Source organism: uncultured Thalassospira sp. (assembly GCF_963976115.1).
Taxonomy (GTDB): domain Bacteria; phylum Pseudomonadota; class Alphaproteobacteria; order Rhodospirillales; family Thalassospiraceae; genus Thalassospira.
This window is the reverse complement of record NZ_CAXBJJ010000009.1, coordinates 219,899-240,032: the sequence shown is the minus strand read 5'-3', so window position 1 is coordinate 240,032 and position 20,134 is coordinate 219,899. Positions and strand designations below refer to the sequence as shown.

Below are 20,134 nucleotides of genomic sequence, written 5' to 3'. Positions count from 1 at the left end.
TTCAAAGGCGTCGTTCATCCGCGCCCGCTCCTTAGGGGCCAAAGCGGGTGATAAAGGCCTTGTGAATGCACCGTAATTGCGCGGCGTGGTCATCCTTGCCATGCAATTCGCATTCCTCTGCCCGTTGCAGCAGCATTTTGGCAATGCGCTTGCGGCCATGTGCGCTGTGAACCAGATTGTCGCCTTCTTCCAGGGCGCTGATGATCGGAATATGCTCGCATTCGGCAATCGCGCAGATTTCGGCTTCGGTAAGGTCGCTAAAGTCGAAGCAGTCCTTAAGGGTTAGCATGGTTTCCTCCCGTCTGTTTCGGGGCCACGCCTAATTGTATGACTTAAATCTAATAAAAAACAGGCATCTTTATTTTCCCGTAGGTTGAACGACTTGCACACTGGTTGCGTCACGCGTTTCTTTTGTTCGGAAGACTCGATATTTCTCGTACTTTGCGCTAGACCCTATCGGTGTGCCGCGCGATTGGATGGCAAAGACAGCTTTGCCACAATTTCTCCGATCGATGGCCATAATGGATTGCCATGCTAAAAGCGTGGCCGGAACATAATTCAGGGTTTGTGAATGACGAAAGATTTGCTGCGACTGGTGATATTTGACTGTGACGGCACCCTTGTGGACAGCCAGCATGCCATTGCCCATTGCATGGACCATGCCTTTGCTGAACATGGGCTGGATTGCCCCGGTCTTGAAAATACCCGTTCCATCATTGGTCTTAGCTTGCCTGAAGCGATTGCGCATCTGGCCCGCCCCGCCTTTTTGGAAGCACCCCTGATCGAGGCGGTGACCAGCAGCTATAAGTCGGCGTTTTTTACCCTGCGGCAAAGCCCTGATTTTTTTGAACCCCTGTTTCCGGGCGTGATCGAGGTGATAGATACCCTTGATCAGCGCGGATGGCTTTCGGGTGTGGCAACAGGGAAGGCGCGTCGCGGACTGGATGCCGTGCTGGACCGCAATAACCTGTCACGGCGGTTTGTAACGCTTCAGACGTGCGACAATCATCCGTCAAAGCCGCATCCCTCGATGCTGGAAGCCGCGATGATGGAAACCGGCGTTGATCCGCGCAATTGTGCCATGATCGGCGATACCACCTTTGATATCGAAATGGGCCGGGCGGCGGGAATGCTGTCGATTGGGGTGGCATGGGGGTATCATGATCGCGAAAAATTGCATTTAGCCGGGGCGCATGCGGTTATTGATCATTTTGACCAGTTACCCGCGCTTTTGGATGATTTATGGGAACCGGCCGCCCAAACGGCCTGAGGCAAGCATATGACAGACGAAAATATTATCGCTGAAGGGCCGACGGACCGCGCCTTGCTTGATCCCGTTACTGTTGAAATTACAGTGCCGCGTGATCCCGAAATGGCTTTTATTGCCTTTACCGAAAACTTCAATGAATGGTGGCCGCGCGCCAGCCACACCATTTCGCGCGAAGAATGCACCGGCATTAAAATGCAGCCGGGGCTGGGGGGCGAAATCATTGAAACAGCGCGCGGGCGTAAGCCGATTACCTGGGGCAAGATCGAAATCTGGCTGCCGGGCGAACAGGTTGCCTTTACCTGGCACCCGGGCTGGGATACCGGCGATTATACCCGTGTCAGTGTCAGCTTTGACCAAAACGCCTTTGGCCATTGTGTGATCAAACTGGTGCATTGGGAATGGGAAAACCTGGGGGATATCGCAACAGCCGTGCGTGAGGGTTACATCACGGGTTGGCAGCAAGTTTTTGGCGACGTTTTCGCAACCTATTTGCGGGACGTGAAAAAATAGACCGATTGGGGCAGGTTAAACAGTTTGGGCCGGTGGTATTATGCCACCGGCCCGTTGTTTTGGGCGGTAGTTTGCATGACCGCGTTCACAAAATTCCGCGATCCATCAAATCCTTGCGCAGTTTTGTCGGCTCGCGAAACCAGTGGGTGGCAAAGCCCATTTCGCGGGCTTGTTGAATGTTCTTTTCAGAATCATCGATGAACAGTGTGGTTTTGGGGTCAAAACCAAACCGGTTGGCGGTTAGCTCGAAAATGCGCGGATCGGGCTTGGCCAGTTTTTCCTGACCCGATACCAGAATGCCTTCAAAATTTTGCAAAAAAGAAAACTTTTCAAGGGCATGGGGCCAGGTCTGATGTGACCAGTTGGTTAGCGCATAAAGCCGAACCTTGTCTTGGTGTTTCAGGTCTTCAAGCACCCTGACCGTTCCGCCAATCGACCCGGCCAGCATTTCGGGCCAGCGGTCGCGCCAGGCGGCAATCTGGTCGTGATATTTGGGGTGGCGGTGTTGCAGGTCGGGAATGGAATTTTCAAATTCCAGCGCGGCCTTGTCATGCAGGAAGTTCCAGTGCGGATGGCATACTTCGCCCAGGAAATATTCCATTTCGGTGCCATCGGTAAAAATCTTGCGATAAAGGTGACGCGGGTCCCAATCCACCAGCACGCCGCCAAGGTCAAACAATACCGTTTTAATTTCCTGCATCTGTTCCTGCCGTTATTGTAATTTGCGACCTGTAGACTAAAACACATTTCCCGATGATTTAAAGTTGTGATGTAACCACAGCCCGGTTTTTGAGAAAGTTTTACCATCCGCCAGCCTGGCAAAACGGGTGTTGGCCGGGGAAAGGTGAACCAGATCACGGTGGTATTGTGCCGTTGAAGGGCAATAGGCCTGTAATCAGTGGCGGAAAACAAGTATTTTCACCCTGCGGACCGAAAAAACGGCCCCTGCATAACAGAACTTTGATTTGCCATTTTGGGGCAGGTGAGGAACCATTTTTTCATCAACGGCATTTGCCGGGAAAAACCTGCGATAGCGGCGAGAGCAGATGGCCCGCGCGGATTAATTGCGGTTAAACAATAAACAGGAGGCTTGGATGTGTACGCTTGATGGATGTGGGTCACATGATCATTTGGGGCCGCCGCCCAAGGCAACAGATCAGGAACGGCGCTTGTTTCTAAAAGGGCTTGCCATTTTGCCGCTGGCTGTGGTGCTGGCGGACCCGGTTTTGGCCCATGCGGCGGCATCGACCCTTAAAAAGGTGACGGTTACCGCCCCAACCGGCGAAACCATGATTGCCGAAGTCATTCTCCCGGCAAAGTTACCGGCACCGGCTGTGGTTCTGATCCATGAATGGTGGGGGCTGAACGATCAGATCCGGGCAACTGCGGCTGAATATGCCCAGCAGGGTTATATCGCGCTGGCGGTTGATCTTTACGGCAAGCCTGCGGCAACCACGCCAAATGGAGCCAAATCCCTGATGGCATCGATGGATGCAACGGCGGCAACGGCAAAGATGAAGGCATCGGTGGCATATTTGAAAGACCACAAGGACTGCACAGGCAAGGTTGGCGTGGTCGGCTGGTGTTTTGGTGGCGGCTGGTCGTTAAATACGGCACTTGCAACCGATATTGATGCCTGCGTTATTTATTATGGCAATGTTGCCAAGACACCCCAACAACTGGCCACCCTGAACGCGCCGGTGATGGGCCATTTTGGCACGCAGGATCAAAGCATCAACAAGGCGATGGTTGACGGGTTTGAAAAATCGCTAAAAGCGGCCGGGAAAACCGATTATCAGATTTTCTGGTACGACGCGAACCACGCCTTTGCCAACCCCACCGGGGGGCGCTATGACGATGCCAATGCCGTGCTGGCCTGGCAACGGACCATGAACTTTTTCTTCGAAAAACTGGTTTGATCATGTGATCGCAGTGATGAAAATGGCCCGGTGATGAAGCATGCCGGGCCATTTTTGTCTCTATGCCCAGTTGGGCGATTACCCGTCCGGGTTGGCGCGGTTGGCCCATTTGGTGGAGCGGCGTTCGATGATGTTGAAAAATTCATACATCACAATGCCCATGGCCGCGATCACCAGCAGACCGGCAAAAACCAGCGGCATATTGAATTTTGACGATGCCGCCAGCATCAAATATCCAACGCCAACATTGGATGCCACGGTTTCGGAAATGACCGAACCGACAAAGGCCAGCGTTATGGCAACTTTAAGGGAAGCAAAGAAATAGGGCAGGGCACGGGGAAAGCCGACCTTGATCAGAATGTCGGTGCGCGTGGCGCCAAGGGAGCGTAAAACGTCGCGCAATTCGGGTTCCAGGGTGGCAAGGCCAGTGGCAACATTGACCACAATCGGGAAAAACGAAATGATAAAAGCGGTAATAATGGCTGGCACTGTGCCAATGCCAAACCACATCACAAGTACGGGCACCAATGCCACTTTTGGCACCGAATTAAAGCCAACCAGCAACGGGTTTGCTGCAATGTAAATTGCTTTGCTGGACCCGACAAGGGCACCTAGAACCACGCCGAACGCCACGGCAATAGCAAAGCCAAACAGGGTTGTGTAGAGCGTATGTACGGCGTGCATCCAGATGGCATCGCGATATTGCCATGCGGCTTCAAGGCTGGCCGACGGGGTGGGTAAAACATATTCAGGAATATGAAAAAGCCGCACGATGCCTTCCCACAATAAAAACAGCACCGCTGCGCTGATCCACGGGGACGCTTTGCTCAGGTTGGTTCTTTTGGTCATGGTAAATTTCCTGACAAAGGCGGTTAGGCGGCACGCACATCACGAATGTGACTGCGCAACTCATGGACCAAATCAATAAATGGCTGGGTAAAGGTGGTTTCCTGATCGCGCGGACGGGGAAGTGTATTTTCGCGTGCCACCAAAATACGCCCCGGGCGTTTGGACATCACATAAACCGTGTCGGCCAGATAGGCCGCCTCGCGCAGGTCATGGGTTACCAGAATGACGGTAAAGGGGCGCACCATCCAAAGGTTTTGCAAAATGTCCCACAGTTCTTCGCGGGTGAAGGCATCAAGCGCACCAAATGGTTCGTCAAGCATCAGAAGGTCGGGTTCATGGATCAGGGCGCGGCACAGCGATGCACGCTGCTGCATCCCGCCTGAAAGCTCCCACGGGTGTTTGTCTTCGTAGCCTTCAAGGCCAACGGTTGCCAACAATGCCTTGGCGCGCGCCACATATTCGTCCTTGTGTTTGCGCAGGCGATTGCGATGCGGTTTGACAATTTCAAGCGGCAGCAACACGTTATCCAGCGTTGTACGCCACGGCAGCAGGGTTGGGTTTTGAAATGCCATGCCAACAATTTTTAACGGCCCGGCGACCTCGTGGGCATCGACAATAACATTGCCTTCACTGGGGGGCATTAACCCCGAAACAAGTTTAAGCAGGGAGGATTTGCCGCATCCCGATGGTCCGACAACGGCAATAAACTCGCCCTTGCGGATTTTCATGTCCGTCGTATCAAGAGCCAGATCATCGCCTTCGCTATAGCGTAATTTGACCTTGTTCAACTCGACAAAACTGTTCGCCACAGTGGTATTCTCCCTGCTTTTATGTCTGTAAGCGGTGCTTATTTGATTTTGCGGTCAGCTTCGCCGGGCATGTAAATGCTGGTGAAAATATCGGCAACTTTGGGCGGATTTGTAATGCCAAATGCCATGCTGACCTGATCAATTGCTTTTGCCATGCGGTCGGTCGAAATCGGGCCCATGCCGTGGGCGAGAACTTCATCGGTGATGATATTGTCCTCGATCACCATGTTCAGGCGTTCGGTTTCAAGTTTGGTGTCAATCAGCGGATCGACTTCTTTCAACGCGGCGATGGCTTCATCGGGGTTGGCAATCGCATCGCGCCAGCCTTTCACCACGGCGCGCAGAAAGCCGCGTAACTGGTCGCCATGATTTTCCATCATATCGCGCGAGGCCAAAATGCCGTTACCATAAAAATCCAGGCCGTAATCGGCATATTTGAAGACAACCATGTCTTCTTTTTTAATGCCTTGCGATTCGAGGTTCAGAACCGATGTGAAATAATGACCCGAAATGCCATCGACATCGCCGCGGATCAGCATGGGTTCGCGCAAGGGCGGGTCCATGCTTTCCCATTTCACATCCTCCATCGACAGGCCGGTCGCCTCGGCAAAGGCCGGAAACAGCTTGCGCGAGGCATCAAAAACAGGCGCACCCAGGGTTTTGCCTTTCAGGTCTTCCGGTTTGGTGATGCCGCTTTTTTTCAACATGAAAAGTGAAAAGGGCGGGCGGTCATACACCATGAAGATCGACTTCATCGCCTGTTCGGGGTGGGATGCGTTAAATTCAACCAGTGAATTGATATCGGCAAAGGAAATGTCATAGGCGCCACTGGCAACCCGGGTGATAGCGCCGACCGAGCCATTGCCCGAATCAATCGTTACATCCAGCCCCTCGTCGGCAAAGTACCCTTTTTTCCTGGCAAGGATATAAGGCGCGGTATGGCCTTCAAATTTCCAGTCGAGCGAAAATTTGATCGGCGTATCTGCGTTGGCAGCATGTGCCGCCATCAGGACCGTCACCCCAAGGGTTAGTGCCGCGACCCGTGAACCGAATTTACCCATCTGTCGAAGTCTCCTGATTGTGTCGCGTTTCACGACATGTTTTGTTGCCTCAAGCCCTAAAACCCGCATGATACCAGCAAGGCCCGTGCCATGTTTTTGCCGTTTTGACCGCACCGCAGCTTTAGGCGGTTTCCAGCCTTTGCTGGAATGAGTAAAAGATGGGCGTGGTATTTTTCTGTGTAAAAAATATGCAATAATCTTAAATATGGGGGCTGAATGCTGTTTTTGGCATCAAATGGCTTGCGTCTTTGGGTGGATTTGGGCATATCGCCCCTATGGCAAATGCATCGATCAAACGGTTTTACAAACAGGTTGCAACCGCCCCCGACGAAAACGGGGCAGGGTGGCGTATTCATCTTGATGGCCGGGCTGTAAAAACGCCGGGCAGGGCTGATTTTGTGCTGCGCAATCAATGTCTGGCGGAAACAATTGCGGCCGAATGGGATGCGCAGCTTGACCATGTTGTGCCCGCAACCATGCCGATCATGCAGCTTGCCGCCACCGCGATTGACCGTGTGGCCCCAAACCGTATGGCGGTGATTGCCGAACTGACCGGGTATGGCCGCAGTGACCTGTTATGTTATCGCGCCCAATATCCCGATGATTTGATCCACAAGCAGGACGAACATTGGCAACCCTTGCTTGATTGGGCGAAATCGAATTTTTCGATTTCGCTTAACGTTACGCATGGGGTGATGCCCGTTGTCCAGGAAGATGCCGCATTACTTGCCATTCAGGATGTCGTCGAACCGTTGGATGCGCACGAACTGGCGGCATTGCACACCCTGATTACGGTTTCCGGGTCGGTTATTGTTGGGCTGGCTGTTTTTCATGGGCGGTTAAATGCTGAACAGGCCTTTGACATTTCCCAGATCGATGAAACCTATTCTATCGAAAATTGGGGCGAAGACGCCGAAGCCACAGTCCGCCGCGAAAAACTGCGTCATGAGCTTGTCGCCGCCGGTCGGTTTCTGGATCTTTTGCGCGCCTGATTTCTGAAATCTTCAAAAATAAATTTCCCTGTCTTCCTGCTCTCGACACAGAGCCGCTTTGGTGTGCGCGAAGATCAGACCGGGTTGTTCAATTTGAAGCATGCTTTCTTTAATATACATAAGTATTAATTCCCCTTTGTATTAGTACCCTATCGTTATAATATGTAAGTATAGTTGCGTGTTAAGGGGGGAATGGTGCCGCCGGAGGGCGGGGCCATTGTTGACCTGCAATTGCCACATGTGTTTTGCGCTGCTCGGGGCAGCGTGAGGACCGCCCATGAAAACAGGCTTTAAGCCCGACAGCAGTTTAAAAGAAAAGTCGGAAATTGCCCAAGATGTTGCGGTAACCGCGTCACCGGGCGATGGGGGGTGTTCTTGGGCCGAACCCCTGTTGTATTTTATTGATCTGTCTTGTCCGGCCAAAAGCAGCATGAGCCCCAATCTTGAATTCATGCTGGGTTATGACATTGCTGATATCGGGGAAATTACCGACGGCTGGTGGATGAAATTTGCCCATCCTGATGATGTTCGTGCGCTATCCTCTGATGGCGATCTGCATTTCGGCTGTGAAAAAGCACGGACACGACGTTTTCGCCTGCGCCACAAAAATGGCCGGTGGCTTGATGTGGTGGAGCAGGCGATGAAAGTGCCCTGCGGGGATGCGGGGCACTTTGCCATTGTTGGCACCATCAGCACCCTGACCCCGAACAGCACCCCAAACCGTGCCTTGTATGACAGCAACCAGCGCGACCGGCATTTGCTTGATATCCTGCCCGGTGGGGTGGTGGTGCATGATGCCAATGGTCGGGTCGTGCAAAGCAACCCGGCCGCACAAGCCCTGCTGGGGTTAAGTGCGAATCAGTTGCTGGGGTGGGATGCCTCCGATCCCCGCTGGTGCAGTATCGATCAGTTTGGGGCGCCGTTTTCTGGTGAAAAACACCCGGCAATGGTGGCCCTGCGTGACCGGAGGCCGGTATCTGGCGTGGTGATGGGAATTACCCGACCAGACAATAGCCGGGTTTGGGTTCGCATTAATGCCCAGCCGTTGTTTGTTCTGGAGACGGATGTCCTTGATGGTGTCGTTGTGTCGTTTTCCGACATTACCGACCTGAAAGATGCCGAACACGCCATGGCCGAGCGTGAAAGCCTGTATCGCCAGATGTTTGATCGTAACCCGGCTGTGAAATTGCTGATTGACCCTGTCAGTGGCAAAATCGTCGATGCCAACAAGGCCGCCTGTGCGTTTTATGGTTATCGTTATGATGTGCTATGCAACATGATGATCAGTCATATCAACATATCGCAAGGTGGGGTGATTTCCAAATCGCTCCAGGATGCCATCGGTAACGGGTCTGCGGTCTTTTCGTTTCAGCACCGCTTGGCCAGTGGAGCCGTTCGGGATGTTCGGGTTCATTCTGGCCGTATCAGGTTAAATGGGCGGGAATATATAAATTCTATTGTCTTTGATATAACCGAACGCAACGAATATGAACGCCGCCTGATCGAAGCCAATCGCCAGTTGCAGCTTGAGCGCCAGCGTCTCGATGAAATTATTCGCGCCACCAATTCGGGTACATGGGAATGGAACATTCAGACGGGCGATATGCGCCTGAATGATCGCTGGGCCGACATTATCGGTTACACCCTCGAAGAGCTTAGCCCCTGTAATGTCGATCGCTGGATCAGTCTGTGCCACCCTGATGACATCGGCACAATCAATGCGTTGTTAGCCCGTCATTTCGACCATGAAATTGACCAGTTCGATTGTGAATACCGCCTCAAACACAAAGATGGCAACTGGGTTTGGGTGCTGGACCGGGGCAAGGTTTTTGAATGGTCCGACGAGGGGGCTCCTTTGCGATTATCCGGCACGCATAGCGACATCACCCCGGCCAAGGAAATGGAAGAACGTATTCGCCACATGGCCCTGTCCGATCCCCTGACCGGCCTTGCCAACCGCCATCAGTTTGACGATCGTCTTTCAAGCGCGATTGAGCGCTGTGCCAGTGCCGGTCAGAATGTGGTTCTGATGTTGCTGGACCTTGATCATTTCAAGGAAGTCAATGATACCTTTGGTCATCCGGTTGGCGATGCGTTGCTGGTGGATGTGGCCCAGGGGTTGCAAACGCAGTTTCGCGGGGGCGATTTTATCGCCCGGCTTGGCGGCGATGAATTTGCGGTATTGCTGAGTGATGTTACCGACATTTCAATTGCCCAAAAGGCCGCCAGGCGCGTTATTCAGGAAATTGACCGGCCCCGGCAGATCGAAGGCAACATGGTTCATGTCGGGGTGAGCATCGGCATCAGCATCAGTGCCGGCATGGCCGATATTCCGCCAAAGGTTTTGTATCGAAATGCTGATCGTGCGTTGTATCAGGCCAAGGAAGACGGGCGGAATACGTATCGTACAATCGATGCCCTTTAAAGGAAACATGCTTTCGGGCAGGACCTGTTCGTATTGCCGTGCTTGAATTGCCCCGGTTCTCCTGTTTTGCGGTATATGCGGTGATTCTGATGTGGGTAGACTTTAGTCCTGCTCCTTTTGGTATTTTCCTTTGACGTTAGGTAATTCAGGCGTTTGCGCCATTGCGGTATTAAAATATCCCGTGTAAAAATAATTGGCATTCCAGTACCGAATAATGGTATTGCAATTTTGCGCCCGCATCCCGCGGGAAGCTGTTTTTATTCCGGCCGGGCCACAAACAAGGATCAGCCAGCATGCAGGAAATCATTACCAAACTCGAAGAAATGCGTGCCGACGCCGCGATGGGTGGCGGGCAAAAGCGCATCGACAAGCAGCACGAAAAAGGCAAACTTACCGCGCGTGAACGCCTTGATGTGCTGCTTGATGAAGACAGTTTCGAGGAATGGGACATGTTCGTCGAACATGATTGCGTTGATTTTGGCATGGCCGAAAGCCGCATTCCCGGTGATGGTGTTGTTACCGGCCACGGTACGATCAATGGCCGACTGGTGTTTGTGTTCAGTCAGGATTTTACCGTTTTTGGCGGCGCGTTGTCCGGGGCACATGCGCGCAAAATCGGCAAGATCATGGACCAGGCGATGAAAGTTGGCGCCCCGGTGATTGGCCTGAATGATTCGGGCGGGGCGCGCATTCAGGAAGGGGTCGAAAGCCTGGCAGGCTATGCCGATGTGTTTCAGCGTAATGTCGAGGCATCGGGCGTTATTCCGCAAATATCGCTCATTATGGGGCCGTGCGCCGGGGGGGCTGTCTATAGCCCCGCCATGACCGACTTTATTTTTATGGTCAAGGACAGTTCCTATATGTTCGTGACCGGGCCGGATGTGGTGAAAACCGTCACCCACGAAGAAGTCACCCACGAGGAACTGGGGGGCGCGATGACCCACACTGCCGTTTCCGGTGTCGCCGATCTGGCCTTTGAAAACGATGTTGATTTGCTGTTGCAAACCCGCCGTTTTATCGATTTCCTGCCGTTATCGAACAAGGAAAAGCCCCCGGCACGCCCCTGCGAAGACCCGGTTAATCGCGATGATTTCTCGCTTGATACCCTGGTGCCTGAAAACCCCAACATGCCTTATGACATGAAGGAATTAATCCATAAAACTGTGGATGAAGGCGATTTTTACGAAATTCAGCCCGATTACGCGAAAAACATCATTATCGGCATGGCCCGCATGGATGGCAGAAGTGTTGGTATTGTTGCCAACCAGCCCATGGTTTTGGCCGGGTGCCTCGATATTGCCAGTTCCAAAAAGGCCGCCCGTTTTGTGCGTTTTTGCGATGCCTATAACATCCCGATTGTCACCTTTGTTGATGTGCCGGGTTTTATGCCGGGCACCGCACAGGAGCTGGGCGGGATTATCAAACATGGGGCCAAGCTGCTTTATGCCTATGCCGAGGCAACGGTGCCCAAGGTGACCGTCATTACCCGCAAGGCTTATGGCGGGGCCTATGATGTGATGGCGTCCAAACATTTGCGCGGCGATGTGAATTATGCCTGGCCCAGTGCTGAAATTGCGGTGATGGGACCAAAGGGCGCGGTGGAAATCATTTTCCGGGCCGACATGAAAGACCCGGCCAAGATCGAAGCCCGGACCGAGGAATACCGCCAGAAATTTGCCAACCCGTTTGTCGCCGGGCGCAAGGGCTTTATCGATGATGTCATTATGCCGCACGGCACGCGCCGCCGGGTGTGCAAGTCGCTTGCGATGTTGCGCAACAAGGACATCAAGAATCCCGTTAAAAAACACGGCAATATCCCGCTGTAAGCCCGGAGCACCTCGACATGTTTAAGAAAATCCTGATTGCCAACCGCGGTGAAATTGCCTGCCGTGTGATTAAATCGGCACGGAAAATGGGCATTGCAACGGTTGCCGTTTATTCCGATGCCGATAAAAATGCCCTGCATGTGCAAATGGCCGATGAGGCCGTGCATATCGGTGCGGCCCCGTCAAATCAGTCCTATTTGCTGATTGATAAAATCATTGATGCCTGTAAGCAAACCGGGGCCGAAGCCGTGCATCCCGGTTACGGGTTTTTGTCGGAAAATCAAAACTTTGCCAAGGCGCTGGCCGAAGCCAATGTTGAATTCATTGGCCCGCCGATCGGGGCAATTGGCGCAATGGGCGATAAAATCACCTCGAAAAAAATTGCGGCCGATGCCGGGGTTTCGACCGTGCCGGGTTACATGGGCGTGATCACGGATACCGACGAAGCGGTTAAAATTGCCAACGAGGTTGGTTACCCGGTGATGCTTAAGGCATCGGCAGGCGGGGGCGGCAAAGGTATGCGCATTGCACGCAACGATGCCGAATGTCGCGAAGGGTTCGAACGTGCCACATCCGAAGCGGCATCCAGCTTTGGCGATGATCGCGTTTTTATCGAAAAATTTGTCGAGCAGCCGCGCCATATTGAAATTCAGGTGCTGGCCGATAAACACGGCAATGCGATTTATTTGGGCGAACGCGAATGTTCGATCCAGCGTCGCCACCAAAAGGTGGTTGAAGAAGCCCCGTCACCTTTTATCGACCCTAAAACCCGCAAGGCAATGGGGGAACAGGCGGTGGCATTGGCGCGCGCGGTTGATTATTGCTCGGCCGGGACGGTGGAGTTTATTGTCGATAAAGACAAAAATTTCTATTTCCTTGAAATGAATACCCGCCTTCAGGTCGAACATCCGGTGACCGAACTTGTGACCCGGCAGGATCTGGTGGAATGGATGATCCGCATTGCTTTTGGCGAGGAACTGACCCTGCGCCAGCAAGATGTGACCCTGACCGGCTGGGCGATGGAAACCCGTATCTACGCCGAAGATCCGTTTCGCGAATTTCTGCCATCAACCGGGCGTCTGGTCCGCTATCAGCCGCCGGTCGAAACCGACACTGTTCGGGTTGATACCGGCGTGTTTGAAGGCGGTGAAATTTCGATGTTCTATGATCCGATGGTGGCAAAGCTGGTCAGCTATGGGGCAGACCGTGCCGAAGCCATCCATCATATGCGAAGCGCGCTTGATGCCTATTTCATTCGGGGTATTGCACACAATATCCCGTTCCTGGCGGCGGTTATGGCCAATAAACGTTTTCAGGATGGCAATATTACCACCAATTTTATCGCCGAAGAATACCCTGACGGTTTTTCCGCCGATGATTTACCCAATGACGATCCGCAAATACTGATCACGGTGGCAGCCTATATCAATCAGCGTGTCGCAGAACGCAATGGCGGCATTACCGGCCAGGTCTGCGAGAACGCAGCACCGATCCATGAAAGCTGGGTTGCGGTAAATGGGGACGAGCATACCCCGTTTGACATCGAAATTGACGGTGTTAATGGCGATTACATTGTCGCGATTAAGGATCGCAGTTTCGGGATCGTGTCAAACTGGAAAATTGGCGATGACCTGTTTTTTGGTGAAATCGATGGCACAGCTTTATGTGTGCAGGTCGATGCCGAAGGCACGGGTTATCGTTTGTCGGCCAATGGTGTTCAACGCAGCATTAAGGTTTTGCGCCCGCGTGTCGCCGAACTTCAAACACTGATGCCGTTCAAGGCCCCGCCAGATATGTCAAACTTCCTGCTTTCCCCGATGCCAGGCCTTTTGGTCAAGCTCTCGGTCGAGGAAGGGCAAACTGTGCAGCCTGGACAAGAGCTGTGCATTCTTGAAGCCATGAAAATGGAAAATGTGCTGAAAGCTGAAAGCAAGGGGGTGGTTAAAACCATTCATGCCCGGCAGGGTGCCAATCTTTCGGTCGATGCGATTATTATCGAGTTCGAGAAAGACTGACGGCAGGGCTGCTTTCGCAACGCGGGGCGCGCGTTTCAGTCAGGTTTAGTGGGTAGGCGATAATGTGTCGGGGTAGTGGTTGTTTTGACCACTACCCCGTTTTCAATTCAGGGTTATGGGTGGGTTTTGGCGTGGTATGTCTGTAAGTTCGCGTTCACGGGCTAGTTCTTTAGTATAGTTTATGGCCGCGAAAACATTGGAGAAAAAATGAATGGTTGTTAGAAGACAAGTCAATTAGCCGGGGCGATGCGGTGCAACATTTTGAAAAAATTAACAATTAAACTTATTAGGGGAATGCTTTTTCAATATTAGATGAATTCCAATCTTTGCGGTTCCTTACCTTTGTTGATATGGGTCAATAAACACTTATACAAAAGTATGTATTTTCTATACCAAAGGGAATATGCATGGTGCCTGGACAGATCTGGTGCCGAAAGGGATTCAAAATGCCGTTTTTTGCTTTGTCACGTATACGATCCATTCAACTCAAGATTGCGCTGATCTCAGGTGCCTGCCTAGTGGTGACCGTCGCCGCACTGGTGGGATACAATCTGGTGTCGACCCGCTTAAGCAATACCTACATCACGACGGAAATGATGGGTATCGTCGACAAGCAGGTCAAAGACACTCTTTTGAATCGGGCTCAATTCGAAGCCCAGAAAATTCAGACTGAGCTGAATTTGGGTTTTGGGGCGGCCCGCAGTCTGGCCCATGTTTTTTCGGTTTTGGCCAGTAACGGCAAAGATGGAACGCTTATTGCGTCGCGGCGCGGGCAGTTTAATGCTGTGCTGGAAAACGTTTTGGAGGAAAACCCGTCATTTAATGGCACTTATTCCGCCTGGGAGCCAGATGCGCTTGATGGAAACGATGCGGCCTTTAAGGGTAATCGGGATATGGGGTCGGATGACACAGGCCGGTTCTTGCCCTATTGGACGCGTTCGGCGGATGGTAAAATCGCCATTCAACCGCTTGTTGAATATGACAGCAGTGAAAAGCATCCTAACGGGTTGGTGAAGGGCGGTTGGTATATTTCACCCTCCACAACCGGGAAGGAAAATATCCTCGGCCCGTTACCTTATATCGTGCAGGGGAAATCGGTGTTTCTGGCCACAATGTCGGTGCCGATCATGGTCAATGGCAAGTTTACCGGCGTTGCCGGTGCCGACTATAATCTTGATTTTGTGCAAACGCTTGCTGAAAAAGTAGACGCCTCCCTGTATGACGGGCTTGGCACTGTTGCCATCATGGGCAATGAGGGCCTGATTGTCGCCAACAGTCAAAATGCGGCTTCCATTGGCAAAAAAACGGATTCTGTGGACCCGGCGTGGCACTCGGGATTTGATCAGGTGCAGTCATCAGGTGCCGGAATGGTGCGTGACGACGCTGCTTCGCCCAATATTGATGTATATGCACCTGTAAACGTGGGTATTGGTCAACCGGCCTGGGCGATCCTGATTACGGTGCCGCGCGAGGTGGTGCAGGCAACCGTCAATGAACTGGCCGCTTCGATGCAGTCCCGGACATCAAGCAGTATTTTCTGGTCTGTTATGGTTGGGCTGGCCATCGCCGTGGTTGCCATGGTGTTGATTGTACTTGCCGCACGCAGCATTGCAAAACCCATTCGCAGTTGTGCAGATTTTGCCAATGGCATTGCGCGCAATGATTTTAATCAGACCTTGCATATCGAGCAGGAAGACGAAGTTGGCGTGTTGGCACAAGCCTTGCGCAAGATGCTGGAAGACCTGAAACAGAACATTTCCCAGCGTGCCGAAGATCAGGCGAAGGCCGAGGAAGAAAGGCGTTTGGCCCTTCATTCCATGGCGGATGAATTTGAAACGTCGGTTGGGGGTCTGGTTTCCGGGGTAACGATGGCGGCAACGGAATTGCAAGCGACGGCAAAATCGATGTCGCAAACCGCCAATACGACAAGCGAACGTTCTGTTGTGGTCGCCGCCGCATCCGAGGAGACAGCGAAAAATGTTCAGACGGTTGCCTCTGCGACCGAGGAATTATCGGCATCTTTCCTTGAGATCGGTGCGCAGATTGAAAAGTCCACCAACATCATCGGGGCTGCGGTTCATCAGGCGACGGATACCAATGCCAAATTTCGCGGCCTGAATGATGCGGCTCAAAAAATTGGCGAAGTCGTGCTGTTGATTAATGATATTGCCAGCAAAACCAACCTGTTGGCACTTAACGCAACCATCGAGGCCGCCCGTGCCGGTGACGCAGGCAAAGGCTTTGCTGTGGTTGCCTCCGAGGTCAAGACGCTGGCAACCCAGACCGCAAGAGCAACCGATGAAATTGCCAGTCAGGTGCGGGCCATTCAGGATGCAACCGGCAGTTCCGCCGTTGCCATCAAAGAGATCTCGGACACGATCCGCAGCGTTAACGAGATTTCGACAAGCATTGCCTCGGCCATTCAGGAACAAACAGCCGCAACGCAAGAAATTGCACGAAATGTTTCTCAGGCGGCTGAGGGCACGGCGGATGTATCTGCCAATATTGACGATGTAACCCGTGCCGCCGGAGAGACAGGCGGTGCTGCTGAAGAGGTTCTGAGTGCGGCTGCCGAACTTGGCAAAAACGGCACGATGCTTAGAGACCAGGTTGACAGGTTCCTTAAATCAGTGCGGCGTTAATTACAGGTGCCTCCGCTTGACGGCGGGGGCATTTTTTACGATCTGATTGTTGATGAGAAAAGCCACCGGAAAATACGCCGGTGGCTTTTCCTGCCCGGCGGTGTCAGAAGGCGCTTCTGGTTGGGCGAATGATAACTTCATTAACATCAACGTCATCGGGTTGGTCGATGGCATAACAAACACCACGGGCGATGGCATCGGGTGACAGGGCGATTTTCCGAAATGCGCTTAGTGCGCCTTTCGATGTTTCTTCGGTAATATCGTGGCCCAGTTCGGTCTCGACCACGCCGGGGCAAATGGTAGTGACCCGTATGGTTTCGGATTCCTGGCGCAGGCCTTCGGAAATGGCCCAAACGGCATATTTGGTTGCACAATAAACCGCGCCCGTCGGCACCACGACATGCGCCCCGATCGAGGCCGTATTGATGAAATGTCCAAATCCCTGCTGTTCAAAAACTGGCAATGCCGCAGCAATACCATTCAGAACCCCCCGGATATTGACATCAATCATGCGGTTCCATTCATCCACCTTTCGCGATGTCATCATGGAAAGCGGCATGACACCGGCGTTGGAATACAGAACATCCAGCTTGCCAAAGCTTGAGATGGCAAAATCGATAAAATCCTGAACACTGGCGGCGTTTGTTACATCAAGTTTGGTGAACACGGCCTTGCCACCGGCCCCGGTAATTTCGGCAGCCAGTTTTTCAAGGCGGTCGGTGCGCCTGGCGCCCAGGACAATCTGTGCGCCATTTTCGGCCAAAAGGCGGGCGGTTGCTTCGCCAATGCCGCTGCTGGCACCGGTAATGGCGACAACTTTGTTTTCAATATAGGACATTGATATGGCTCCTTGCGTCTGGATGGGGCTGTTCAAACCCGCCCCGTTCGGGTCTGACGCAAGCTAGGCGCAAAGCATGGTGGGGAATATACACAGTCAGCCGCACTTGTTGCACAAAGCTACAGGCTGATTGTTCCAGGCCCTGGATGGCATATTTGGAACCCTTCGTCGGGAGATGACGAAATTGCCGGTCGGTGCCTCTTTGCGAAGCCCTTCGCGCATATTAAATACAAAAGAGCAGGGCTTTACCGGTGCGGGGGGCTGGCTTATGGTCTGCCCCCATAAAAGCCGTGCCGTCGTCAGGCCCGTTTATAAGAAACGATACAAGAGAGTGTGAATGTTCAAGCTGATTGCTTTTGATGGCGATGATACCCTGTGGCACAACGAGCCACTGTTTCGCGATGCCCATATCCGCCTGCGCCAAATGCTGGAAAATTTCGGCGATGCAGACACGGTGAATGATCGGCTTTATCAGGCCGAGCTGGAAAACCTGTCGATCTATGGTTATGGTATTACCGGCTTTACCCTGTCGATGATCGAAACGGCGATCGAAATTTCGGATAAAAAAATCAGTGCTGCCGAAATTCATGAACTGGCTGAAATTGGCAAAGCAATGTTGCGCGCACCAACCCGGCTGATTGACGGGGCAAAAACGGTGCTGTGCCATTTTGCTGACCGGTCCGATTGCAAAATGATCCTGATTACCAAGGGCGACCTGATCGCCCAGCAGCTTAAAATCGAACGGTCCGGTTTGGAGAAGCTGTTTGCCGGGGTCGAAATTGTTTCGGAAAAAGATGATCTGACCTATCGCAACATTTTTGGTCGTTATGGGGTGGAGCCATCGGACGCCGTTATGATCGGCAATTCGATGAAATCTGATATTTTACCGGTGCTGGAATGCGGCGGGGCGGCCATTCATGTGCCTTATGAAATTACCTGGGTTCATGAAATGGTTGGTCAGATCGAAATTGACAATGACCTGTTTTGTGAAGCCGCCGACATTGCGCAGGTGCCCGAACTGATTACATCGTTAAGCACACAACGTGCGAACGAAAGGATGGAAAATGTCTGACTGTGCCGGATCGAATTTAAGTGACGAAGCCGCAACAGGCAGTGGTATTGCCGCAGATATCGATGCGCAAACCCGGTTAGAGCTTGAGGCCGCCGCGTTTCGCGGGTTGGTCGGGCATTTGCAAAATCGCAAGGATGTGCAAAATATTGATCTGATGAATTTGGCCGGTTTTTGCCGTAACTGCCTGGCAAAATGGTATTTATCAGCCGCGCGCGACCATAATATTTCCATGGATTATGACCAGGCCCGCGAAGTGGTCTATGGCATGAGTTATGACGCCTGGAAAAACAATCATCAGGTCCCGGCCAGCGATGAACAAAAACGTCTTTTCAAGGAAAACAGCCATTTGCATGCCAATATTCCCGGTGCCAAATAAGCTTGAATATTTGTGAATACCGGGCGGAGTGACCGGTTTTGTACATTTGCACAGCGAAAGGAAGGTTACCATGACCCGGACCGATCCTGATTTTGTGTCAGATTCTGCCCCGGATATAAAGAGTGGAACGGGCGATATTTCTGTGCTTGTTCGCATAGAAGGCCGGGTGCAGGGGGTGTGGTTTCGGGCATGGACGGTTGAGCAGGCCCGCAAACGCGGCCTGACCGGCTGGGTGCGGAACCGCCGTGATGGTACAGTCGAGGCGGTTTTTTGCGGTGCCCCAACTCTTGTGCAATCGATGCTGCAAGCCGCACAGCACGGCCCGGAAAATGCGCATGTGACACGGGTCCACGAAGAAGCCGTGCCGATTGGCGTGGAATTTTCCGGGTTCGAAAAACGTTCAACTCTCTAAATTAAACCCCTGTTTTGTTAGATCAGCGTGATTTGCATAATCGCGCCGACTTTGTTTTCGCACAGGTCGTGGCGAAAATGTCGCACTTGCGGGCGATTGTCGCATCTGTGACAAAAAGGGGGTTTCCAAGTTCGATCAACATGGCATCCTGCCAAAGATCCTGACCGGGCGGTCAACCGCCGGGCAGATAACAGGGAGCATGATTTGATGAACGTATTTATGAAACTGGTCGGTGCCACGGCACTTGCCACTTTGGTCTCGTTTGCGGCCCAGGCACAGGACGCAAAACCGAATGACGGGCTGAATGCCGCATTGTGGTATCAGACCTCGGTCGAATACAAAACCACAGCGAAATCTGTTTATGCCGGTGCACAGCGGTTGCTGGATGCGGCGATTGGCGATCATGGCTGGACAGCGGCCCTGGAGCAGGGCGACAATTACATGTCGAAATCGCCAGCGATTGTTTTGGATGTTGATGAAACCGTTCTCGACAATTCGGCTTATCAGTCATGGGTTGTAACTGCCGATACGTCATACAGTTCCAAAACCTGGGCGGAATTTGTTGCGACCGAAATGTCAACGCCGACCCCCGGTGCGCTGGAACTGACCAAGGCCGCTGCCGACAAGGGTGTGGCTGTTTATTACGTCACCAACCGCAAAGCCGGCGAAGAAGCCGCCACCATTGCCAACCTTAAAAAATATGGCTTCCCCTATGCCGATGCCGACCATGTGATGGTGCGGGGCGAAAAAAAGGAATGGGGTTCGGAAAAAAGCACGCGCCGCGAAGCGGTTGCCGCCGATCACCGCATCATCATGATGTTTGGCGATAACTTTGGTGATTTTGTTGATGATATGGGCGGCGATCTTAAAGGCCGTATCACCAAAATGGATGAATATGCCAATTATTGGGGCGAACGCTGGTTTATGTTGCCAAACCCGACCTATGGTTCATGGGAATCGGCGGCCTTTGGTGATAACTGGAAACTTTCGGTCGAAGAACGCCGCCAGATGAAAACCGACGCGCTGAATGCTTGGCAAGGCCCGAAATAATCGGTTTGATTGCTGATTTATATCTTTGATTTACAAAGGGGTGCGGCAGGGTCGCACCCCTTTACGAT

General features: G+C 52.6%; 18 protein-coding genes. 12 read left to right on the top strand and 6 right to left on the bottom strand.

From position 1 onward, the window contains the following. Positions 1-31 precede the first annotated feature (31 nt). Complete coding sequence (locus tag AAC086_RS13950) at positions 32-289, bottom strand: hypothetical protein (RefSeq protein WP_339779449.1); 258 nt, start codon at positions 287-289, stop codon at positions 32-34. A 282-nt stretch (positions 290-571) separates the two neighbouring features. On the opposite strand from AAC086_RS13950, the gene AAC086_RS13945 reads away from it, so the two are divergent. Then, the gene (locus AAC086_RS13945) at positions 572-1,270 is read left to right on the top strand and encodes an HAD-IA family hydrolase (RefSeq protein WP_339779447.1); all 699 of its coding nucleotides are present in this window, start codon (positions 572-574) and stop codon (positions 1,268-1,270) included. A 9-nt stretch (positions 1,271-1,279) separates the two neighbouring features. Continuing rightward, entirely contained in the window at positions 1,280-1,780 is a 501-nt protein-coding gene (locus tag AAC086_RS13940) for a hypothetical protein (RefSeq protein ID WP_339779446.1), read from the top strand. Between the two features lie 85 nt (positions 1,781-1,865). Here AAC086_RS13940 and AAC086_RS13935 read toward each other — a convergent pair whose 3' ends face one another. Continuing rightward, positions 1,866-2,480, bottom strand: a complete 615-nt coding sequence (locus AAC086_RS13935) for an HAD family phosphatase (RefSeq protein WP_339779444.1) — start codon at positions 2,478-2,480, stop codon at positions 1,866-1,868. A gap of 394 nt (positions 2,481-2,874) precedes the next feature. On the opposite strand from AAC086_RS13935, the gene AAC086_RS13930 reads away from it, so the two are divergent. Continuing rightward, a complete protein-coding gene (locus AAC086_RS13930) occupies positions 2,875-3,699 on the top strand; it encodes a dienelactone hydrolase family protein (protein ID WP_339779442.1) in 825 nt (274 codons plus the stop codon). A 78-nt stretch (positions 3,700-3,777) separates the two neighbouring features. On the opposite strand, the gene AAC086_RS13925 is transcribed toward AAC086_RS13930, so the two are convergent. The 3 genes from AAC086_RS13925 to AAC086_RS13915 are packed head-to-tail and all read right to left on the bottom strand — an operon-like array spanning position 3,778 to position 6,418. Beyond that, positions 3,778-4,548 (bottom strand): ABC transporter permease, encoded by a 771-nt coding sequence (locus AAC086_RS13925; protein WP_339779440.1) that lies wholly within the window; start codon positions 4,546-4,548, stop codon positions 3,778-3,780. 23 nt (positions 4,549-4,571) lie between these two features. Continuing rightward, entirely contained in the window at positions 4,572-5,357 is a 786-nt protein-coding gene (locus AAC086_RS13920; protein WP_339779439.1) for an ABC transporter ATP-binding protein, read from the bottom strand. Between the two features lie 38 nt (positions 5,358-5,395). Further along, positions 5,396-6,418, bottom strand: a complete 1,023-nt coding sequence (locus tag AAC086_RS13915; protein WP_339779438.1) for an ABC transporter substrate-binding protein — start codon at positions 6,416-6,418, stop codon at positions 5,396-5,398. A gap of 275 nt (positions 6,419-6,693) precedes the next feature. Here AAC086_RS13915 and AAC086_RS13910 point away from each other — a divergent pair, with 275 nt between their 5' ends. From AAC086_RS13910 to AAC086_RS13890, 5 genes are all read left to right on the top strand, one after another. Beyond that, positions 6,694-7,410: an ATP12 family protein gene (locus tag AAC086_RS13910; protein WP_339779437.1), complete on the top strand. Its 717-nt coding sequence runs from the start codon at positions 6,694-6,696 to the stop codon at positions 7,408-7,410. 277 nt (positions 7,411-7,687) lie between these two features. Beyond that, a complete protein-coding gene (locus tag AAC086_RS13905; RefSeq protein WP_339779435.1) occupies positions 7,688-9,835 on the top strand; it encodes a diguanylate cyclase in 2,148 nt (715 codons plus the stop codon). A 293-nt stretch (positions 9,836-10,128) separates the two neighbouring features. Continuing rightward, positions 10,129-11,661, top strand: coding sequence for an acyl-CoA carboxylase subunit beta (locus AAC086_RS13900; protein WP_339779433.1), 1,533 nt, complete (start codon positions 10,129-10,131; stop codon positions 11,659-11,661). 17 nt (positions 11,662-11,678) lie between these two features. Continuing rightward, positions 11,679-13,676, top strand: a complete 1,998-nt coding sequence (locus AAC086_RS13895) for an acetyl/propionyl/methylcrotonyl-CoA carboxylase subunit alpha (RefSeq protein WP_339779432.1) — start codon at positions 11,679-11,681, stop codon at positions 13,674-13,676. A gap of 446 nt (positions 13,677-14,122) precedes the next feature. Continuing rightward, entirely contained in the window at positions 14,123-16,318 is a 2,196-nt protein-coding gene (locus AAC086_RS13890) for a methyl-accepting chemotaxis protein (RefSeq protein ID WP_339779431.1), read from the top strand. Between the two features lie 103 nt (positions 16,319-16,421). On the opposite strand, the gene AAC086_RS13885 is transcribed toward AAC086_RS13890, so the two are convergent. Beyond that, positions 16,422-17,156: an SDR family oxidoreductase gene (locus AAC086_RS13885; protein ID WP_339779430.1), complete on the bottom strand. Its 735-nt coding sequence runs from the start codon at positions 17,154-17,156 to the stop codon at positions 16,422-16,424. Positions 17,157-17,493: 337 nt separating this feature from the next. Here AAC086_RS13885 and AAC086_RS13880 point away from each other — a divergent pair, with 337 nt between their 5' ends. The 4 genes from AAC086_RS13880 (at position 17,494) to AAC086_RS13865 (ending at position 20,066) form a co-directional block, all read left to right on the top strand. Next, positions 17,494-18,228, top strand: a complete 735-nt coding sequence (locus AAC086_RS13880; protein WP_339779429.1) for an HAD family hydrolase — start codon at positions 17,494-17,496, stop codon at positions 18,226-18,228. Next, positions 18,221-18,604, top strand: coding sequence for a DUF1244 domain-containing protein (locus AAC086_RS13875; RefSeq protein WP_339779428.1), 384 nt, complete (start codon positions 18,221-18,223; stop codon positions 18,602-18,604). The genes AAC086_RS13880 and AAC086_RS13875 overlap by 8 nt, the downstream gene beginning before the upstream one ends. Positions 18,605-18,674: 70 nt before the next feature. Beyond that, positions 18,675-19,016 carry an acylphosphatase gene (locus tag AAC086_RS13870; RefSeq protein WP_339779426.1) on the top strand — a complete coding sequence of 114 codons (342 nt, stop codon included), beginning with the start codon at positions 18,675-18,677 and terminating at the stop codon, positions 19,014-19,016. Between the two features lie 207 nt (positions 19,017-19,223). Beyond that, positions 19,224-20,066, top strand: coding sequence for an HAD family acid phosphatase (locus tag AAC086_RS13865; RefSeq protein WP_339779424.1), 843 nt, complete (start codon positions 19,224-19,226; stop codon positions 20,064-20,066). The last annotated feature ends 68 nt before the right edge of the window (positions 20,067-20,134 follow it).